Below are 7,716 nucleotides of genomic sequence, written 5' to 3'. Positions count from 1 at the left end.
GACTTCGACGGGGACCAGATGGCGGTGCACGTGCCGCTTTCCCTGGAGGCCCAGACGGAGGCGCGGGTGCTCATGCTCTCCGCGAACAACCTGTTGTCGCCGGCGAGCGGACGTACCGTCATGACCCCGACCCAGGACATCGTGCTCGGCATCTACTATCTCACGGGCATGCGGGACGGGAAAAAGGGAGAGGGTATGCACTTTTCCGACATCGAGGACTGTCTCACCGCCCTGGAGCACGGCGCGGTGGACGCGAACGCGCGCATCAAGCTACGGTGGGTGGGCGAAAACGGCGTGGAGTGGATCGAGACCTCGCCCGGTCGGGTTCTTTTCAACAGTGCTCTTCCGAAAAAATTACGTTTCCTCAATAGACAGATGGGGAAGAAAGATATCTCGAAACTCTTCGACGACGCCTTCGACAGAGTCGGTCAGGCGGCGCTCGTGGAAATGCTCGATGCGGTGAAGATGCTGGGTTACCGTTGGTCCACCCGCAGCGGCATCAGCCTTGGTATCGACCACGTGGTGATTCCGAGGGAAAAGAGCGTGATCGTCGAGAAAGCTCTCGAGCAGGAAGAAGAACTTTCCTCCCAGTACCAGATGGGTATTCTGACAGAGGAGGAGTATCTCCGTCAAAAGGAAATCCTCTGGACCGAGGCCGCTCGCGAGATTGCGGACAAAATCGTGGAGAACATGACCGAGGAGAATTCCCTCCGCATGATGGTCGATTCGGGTGCCCGAGGCTCCAGGAGCCAGGTGGCCCAGATGGCCGGTATTCGAGGCCTCATGGCTGATCCGTCGGGACGCATCATCGACTATCCCATCACCGCGAATTTCCGTGAGGGACTCAACATGCTCGAGTACTTCATCTCCACTCACGGTGCCCGGAAGGGACTGGCCGATACGGCTCTCCGGACGGCGAAATCCGGTTACCTCACCCGGCGTCTCGTGGACGTGGCCCAGGACCTCATCATCACCGCGGAGGACTGCGGTACCATGCACGGCGTCTGTATGGAACCCCTTCTCCAGGATGGCAAGGTGACCATCCCTCTGGGAGAGCGCATTGTCGGTCGTACGTCCCTTGAGGACATTGTGCATCCCGAGACGGAGGAGGTCCTTGTCCACCGCAACGAAGAGATCAGCGCAGAAAGGGCATCTCTCCTCGATTCACTCGGCTTTTCCAAGGTGTGGATTCGAAGCCCCCTCACCTGCGAGGAACGGAACGGCGTCTGTCGAACCTGTTACGGACGGGACTTGGCCACGCGCAGAAAGGTGGCCATCGGCGAGGCCGTAGGTGTCGTCGCCGCGCAGTCCATTGGAGAACCGGGAACGCAGCTCACCATGCGTACCTTCCACACGGGCGGCGTGCGCCTTACCGGAGAGGACATCACCCAGGGTCTTCCCCGTATCGAGCAGCTCTTCGAGGTACGGCGCCCCAAGAAGGTGGCCTTTCTCAGCAAAGTGGATGGAACGGTTTTGGAGAAACGTCCGCTGGAAGGAAAATACAAGCTCATCATCGCTCCCGAGGACGAAAACGAGGCGCGGGTCATCTACAACGTGCCCATGTCCCAGAACATCCTCGTCGAGGAAGGTGAGGCGGTGAAAAAGGGACAAAAGCTCACCGAGGGCAACGAAGACCCTCAGGACATCCTCGACGTGCTCGGCATCGAGGCCGTACAGAAATACCTGGTGGACGGAATTCAGGAGGTCTACCGGTCTCAGGGCGTCTCCATCAACAACAAACACATCGAGGTCATCCTCCGGAAGGTGGCGCCGGTCAACCGCGTGCGTATCGTGGAGGAGGGGGACAGCTCCTTCGTGGCGGAGAAACTGGTCTGGATGGCCGATCTTGAGGAAGAGCTCCAGGCGATCCGGAACGACAACAGGAAATTTCTGGAAGAAGCCGTCCGCTCTCTTGTCGGCTGTGTTCTTCGGGGCATCGAGGGGCAGGGGAGTATGGAAGCGCTTTTCCAATACAAGGATCAGGTCATCACCGAGGAGATGGTTCGGAGAATCCTTCTCAGCGAGAACCCTGTGACGGAGCTTTATGTGGAGGATGCCGAGGGTCCCCTTCGTGTCGTTGTCGGGGAGGCCAGTTTCCGCCGCGAAATGGAGGGGCTTGAGCTGCTCGTTCCCTATCAGGGAGAGGGTGTCACCATTCAGCCGACGGAGTCCTTCACAGTGGGACAGTTGGTGCACATTACCCGTCAGGCTCCCCGCCCGATTGTCGTGCGCGACACGGAAACCCTTGCGACATTGAAGGACGTGGCCTATCTCGCCGAGGATATCGTTCACGAAGGCGAGGTTGTCCTTTCCGCCGATTCGCTTCTCTCGGAGGAGAATGTCAGGATACTCCGAAAGGCTTCCGTGGAGACGATTCGAATCTGGCGCAACCCGGAAGAAATCGTTCTGTCCACGGCAATGCAGAATTACCTGTTAAAACATGTGTATGGACATGAACTTCTCTCCGCCATTGATGCGGAGGGCAACGCCGTGACGGGCATCCCTTCCCAGGTGGATGCGGGAATCGTGCAGAAGCTGCTCCAGGGAGAGCTTACCGCTATCGAAGTAGAGAGCGAAGTCGTCTCAAGGGAGAAAATCCTCCGCCAGATTCTGAATGAACTCGTCTACGGAAAGGTCCTTCTTGATACGGTGCGGGACGAGGCGGGCAACGAGATCGTCCCTGCCGGCCAGGAAGTGAACCATCAGATCCTGGAGGCGTTGGCAGGTGTTTTCCCCGAGAGTCTCACCGTGCGTCCCTTGTATGCGGCGACGGAGACCAAACGGCTCATCCAGCGGGTCTCCTTCATCCGACGCCTTCGGGAGGAGCCGGTGTGGCGCTCCCTGCTTCATGGGATTACCAAGGCCGCCCTGGCGACGGACAGTTTCCTCAGCGCCGCCTCCTTCCAGCAGACAGCGCAGGTTTTGGCCGCCGCGGCGGTGAGGGGCGAGAACGATCCGCTCCGCGGGTTGAAGGAGAATGTCATCATCGGCCATCTCATCCCCGCCGGAACGGGAGTGGATTATTACAGGAAGGTCGTGGTCAGACCGGCTCCGCTCCAGATCGAATCCGCCTGACGGGATTTCGGGAAAAGAGGGGAGGAACCGTGTGCTTTTTTCAGTTGTTGACACGGTTCCTCTTCGTTTGTTATTATGTCCGGGTGCGTCCGCACAGGAGGAATAATCATGCCTCTTGACGAGTTGTGTGTCATGCCCAGAGTGGCCGGGTTTCGGGCGGTGGAGAGGGCGTTGATCCGGGGAACGGTGCGGAAGGTGTTCATCGCCTCCGATGCGGATGAGGCCATGCGGGAGAAAATCGCACGTCTTGCGGAAAACCGGGGAGTTGCCGTGGAATCGGCTCCGGATATGCAGGTTTTGGGGAGGGCTTGCGCGCTATGCCGAAGGGCATCCGTGGCGGCCGTTCTCAATGAGGATGGAGAGGGTTCTCGCGGTAGGGTTTGAGGAGGAAAACGGCAGCGTATTTGGAAGTGGAGGAGGGAGCTTAGTGCCAACAATCAGTCAGCTCATTCGGCACGGGCGGGAGGAAAAACGGCAGCGTTCCAGTGCCCCCGCTCTGCAGCAGAACCCCCAAAGGCGAGGAGTCTGCACGAGAGTGTACACGGTGACCCCCAAGAAGCCGAACTCGGCTCTGCGTAAGGTCGCCCGCGTGCGTCTCACCAACGGAATCGAAGTGACGGCGTACATTCCCGGTGTCGGACACAATCTTCAGGAGCACTCCGTGGTTCTTGTTCGGGGCGGTCGCGTGAAGGATCTTCCGGGAGTCAGGTATCACATTGTCCGCGGAACCCTCGACTGTGGCGGTGTGGAGAATCGACGGCAGAGTCGTTCCAAGTACGGCGCTCGTCGTCCGAAGCAGAAATAGCGGGAAGGAGAGGTCGTTTATGCCGCGCAAGGGACATGTTCGCAAGCGCGTCACTCCGCCCGACTCCGTTTTCGGAAATCAGGCGGTGAGCAAGTTTATCAACTGTGTCATGTGGGAGGGGAAAAAGAGCACCGCCGAGCGGATCATGTATGGTGCGCTTGAGCTGGCGGCGAAACGGCTTTCCTCTCAGCCCACGGAAGTCTTCGAGAAGGCCATGGAGAATGTGCGTCCCCTGGTCGAGGTCCGTCCCCGCCGGGTTGGCGGCGCGACTTATCAGGTCCCTGTGGAGGTTCATCCGGCAAGAGCTCAGGCGTTGGCCATCCGGTGGATCATCAATTATGCGAGAGCGAGAAAGGGTATTCCCATGGTGGAACGCCTTGCTCGCGAGTTGACCGACGCCTACAAGAACGAAGGCGGAGCCGTGAAGAAGCGGGAAGATACGCATCGCATGGCCGAAGCCAACCGGGCTTTCGCTCACTATCGTTGGTAGGTTCGGGTGGGTTTGACGAGATGATGTTTCAGTCCATGTGGTGGTGATCTGTGATGGAAGAATTTACTCTTGGAAAAATTCGCAACATCGGTATTGCGGCCCATATCGATGCGGGAAAAACGACGACCACGGAGCGCATCCTTTTTTACACGGGACGCAAGCACAAGATGGGCGAAGTGCACGAAGGCGCCGCCACAATGGACTGGATGGAGCAGGAACGGGAAAGAGGCATCACCATAACCTCCGCTGCGACGACCTGTCATTGGCACGATTGCCTTATCAATATCATTGATACGCCCGGCCACGTGGATTTTACCGTGGAAGTGGAGCGTTCCATGCGGGTTCTCGACGGTGCGGTGGCGGTCTTCTGTGCCGTGGGTGGTGTGGAGCCCCAGTCGGAAACGGTGTGGCGTCAGGCTGACAAATACCGCGTGCCCAGAGTTGCATTCGTGAACAAAATGGACCGGGTCGGAGCGGATTTCTTTCAGGTCCTCAAGGGGATCCGCGAGAGGCTTGGGGCGCGCCCCGTGGCGATTCAGATGCCCATTGGAGTCGAGGATGCCTTTGAGGGGGTCGTCGACCTGGTTGCCATGAAGGCAATCGTTTATTCGGACGATCTCGGTGCCGAGCCGAAGACCGGGGACATCCCGCCGCATCTTCTCGAAGAGGCGCGCAAAATGCGGGATGAGATGGTGGAGGTCCTTGCCGATTTCGACGAGGAGATCACAACCCTGTTCCTCGAAGGCGAGGCCGTTTCCGAAGCACTCCTTCGAAAGGCGCTTCGAAAGCATACGATCGCGTTGGATGTCATTCCCGTTCTCTGCGGGTCCGCGTTCAAGAACAAGGGAGTCCAGCCGTTGCTCGATGCGGTGGTTGACTATCTCCCGAGTCCGCTGGATCTCCCGGATATCGTCGGAATCGATCCGGACACGAGCGGGGAGACGTCGCGTGCATGTTCGAACGACGCACCCTTCTCGGCGCTCGCTTTCAAGATCATGGTCGATCCTTTCGTGGGGCGGCTCGTGTTCTGTCGCATCTACTCGGGTTCTCTGGAGAACGGTGTTTCCATCCTGAACGCTTCCACGAACAAGCGGGAGCGGGTCGGTCGGATTCTTCGCATGCACGCCAACAAGCGGGAGGAAATGGAGAGCGCTCACGCAGGGCTCATCGTGGCTCTTCCGGGACTCAAAACCGCGAGAACGGGAGATACGCTTTGCGATGAAAAGGCTCCCATTCTCCTGGAATCGCTCGAATTCCCCGAGCCGGTCATCTCCCTCTCGGTGGAGCCCATGAGCAAGGCCGACCAGGTCAAGCTCTCCAAGGGGCTCTCCGCTCTTTCCGAGGAGGATCCCACGTTTCGTGTCAAGGTGGACCAGGAGACGGGGCAGACCATCATTTCCGGTATGGGCGAGCTGCATCTTGAGATCCTGGTAGACCGTTTGAAGCGGGAATTCGGTGTCGAAGTGCGCGTCGGTAACCCCCAGGTGGCGTATCGGGAGACCATCCGGACTGCCTCCAGGGCGGAAGGGCGCTTCATCCGTCAGTCCGGAGGCCGCGGACAATACGGGCACGTGTGGCTTGAGGCGGAACCTCTTCCGGAGAGGAAGGGATATGAGTTCGAGGACCGCATTGTCGGCGGCGTCGTTCCCAGGGAGTACATCCCCGCCGTGGAGAAGGGGCTGGGCGAGGCCATCAACAATGGTATCCTCGGTGGATATCCCGTCATCGGCGTGCGCATCGCTCTCGTCGACGGCAGTTACCACGAGGTGGACAGTTCCGAAATGGCTTTCAAGATCGCTGCGTCCATGGCCTTCAAGGAACTGATGCGCAAAGGCGATCCCGTTCTCATGGAACCCGTCGTGGAGGTGGAAGTCGTCACGCCCGAGGAATATCTCGGCGACGTGATCGGTGATCTCTCCGCCCGGCGGGGGCACGTTGACGGCATGGATACCCGTGCCAACGCCCGGATCGTTCGGGCCTTCGTTCCCCTTGCGGAGATGTTCGGCTACGCGACGGACGTGCGGAGTAAAACCTCGGGAAGAGCTTCCTACAGTATGAAATTCGCCAGGTACGAGGAGGTTCCCCGGGACGTGGCGGAGAAGGTTCTCAAGCGATAGCGATACGAGATTTTCTGACTTTCGAGGAGGGAGCAGCATGGCAAAGGAGAAATTTGCGCGGTCGAAGCCGCATCTGAACATCGGCACTATCGGCCACATCGACCACGGGAAGACGACGCTGACGGCGGCGATCACGAAGACGCTGGGGAGAAAGGGATACGCGGACTTCACCCCCTTCGACCAGATCGACAAGGCGCCGGAGGAGCGTGAGCGCGGCATCACCATCAACATCGCCCACGTGGAATACCAGTCCGACACGCGGCATTACGCGCACATCGACTGCCCCGGGCACGCGGACTACATCAAGAACATGATCACCGGTGCCGCCCAGATGGACGGAGCCATCCTCGTCGTGTCCGCGGCGGACGGCCCCATGCCCCAGACGCGGGAACACGTTCTTCTCGCACGGCAGGTCAACGTGCCGGCTCTCGTCGTGTTCATGAACAAGGTGGACATGGTGGACGACCCCGAACTGCTCGATCTCGTCGAGATGGAAGTGCGGGACCTGCTGAACAAGTACGATTTCCCCGGAGACGAGGTGCCCATCATTCGCGGTTCCGCGCTGAAGGCCCTCGAGTCCGACGGCGACAACGAATGGACCGAGAAGATCTGGGACCTCGTTCATGCCTGTGACGACCACATCCCCCAGCCCGTGCGCGAAGTGGACAAGCCGTTCCTGATGCCCATCGAGGACGTGTTCACCATCACCGGGCGCGGTACCGTCGTCACCGGAAGGATGGAGCGCGGCATCATCACCCCCGGTTCCGAAGTCGAGATCGTCGGCATGCAGGACGACAAGATCAAGAGCGTTGCCACCTCCCTTGAGATGTTCCGGAAGATCCTGGACGATGCTCAGGCCGGAGACAACGTGGGAATCCTTCTTCGGGGCGTCGACAAGGAGCAGGTGGAGCGGGGCATGGTCGTGGCGAAACCCGGGAGCGTGAAGCCGCACAAGCACTTCAAGGCCGAGGTGTACGTACTGAAGAAAGAGGAAGGCGGCCGTCACACGCCCTTCTTCGGGGGCTACAAGCCGCAGTTCTACTTCCGGACCACCGACGTGACGGGAGAGATCAAACTGCCCGAGGGCGTGGAAATGGTCATGCCCGGGGACAACTCGCAGTTCGAAGTGAAGCTGATCGTGCCCATCGCCATGGAGGAAGGACTGCGATTCGCCGTGCGCGAAGGCGGTCGTACCGTCGGCGCCGGTGTGGTCACGCAGATCCTCGACT

The 7,716-nt window shown here is 59.5% G+C and carries 5 protein-coding genes and 1 pseudogene; all 6 read left to right on the top strand.

The features are described 5' to 3' along the window. A pseudogene (locus Q1K49_RS04500) lies at positions 1-3,075 on the top strand (DNA-directed RNA polymerase subunit beta'); the annotation flags it as partial. Positions 3,076-3,183: 108 nt separating this feature from the next. Next, positions 3,184-3,459, top strand: coding sequence for a ribosomal L7Ae/L30e/S12e/Gadd45 family protein (locus Q1K49_RS04495; RefSeq protein WP_300523280.1), 276 nt, complete (start codon positions 3,184-3,186; stop codon positions 3,457-3,459). A 43-nt stretch (positions 3,460-3,502) separates the two neighbouring features. After that, positions 3,503-3,880: a 30S ribosomal protein S12 gene (rpsL, locus tag Q1K49_RS04490; RefSeq protein ID WP_029166023.1), complete on the top strand. Its 378-nt coding sequence runs from the start codon at positions 3,503-3,505 to the stop codon at positions 3,878-3,880. A gap of 19 nt (positions 3,881-3,899) precedes the next feature. Next, positions 3,900-4,370, top strand: a complete 471-nt coding sequence (gene rpsG, locus Q1K49_RS04485; RefSeq protein WP_213692822.1) for a 30S ribosomal protein S7 — start codon at positions 3,900-3,902, stop codon at positions 4,368-4,370. 53 nt (positions 4,371-4,423) lie between these two features. Further along, the gene (gene fusA, locus Q1K49_RS04480) at positions 4,424-6,487 is read left to right on the top strand and encodes an elongation factor G (protein ID WP_300523277.1); all 2,064 of its coding nucleotides are present in this window, start codon (positions 4,424-4,426) and stop codon (positions 6,485-6,487) included. A gap of 37 nt (positions 6,488-6,524) precedes the next feature. After that, a partial coding sequence (gene tuf, locus Q1K49_RS04475) for an elongation factor Tu (protein ID WP_029165574.1) occupies positions 6,525-7,716 on the top strand: 1,192 nt, incomplete at its 3' end.

It is taken from the genome of Aminiphilus sp., assembly GCF_029975095.1.
GTDB lineage: Bacteria > Synergistota > Synergistia > Synergistales > Aminiphilaceae > Aminiphilus.
This window is presented reverse-complemented; position numbering and strand designations above follow the sequence as displayed.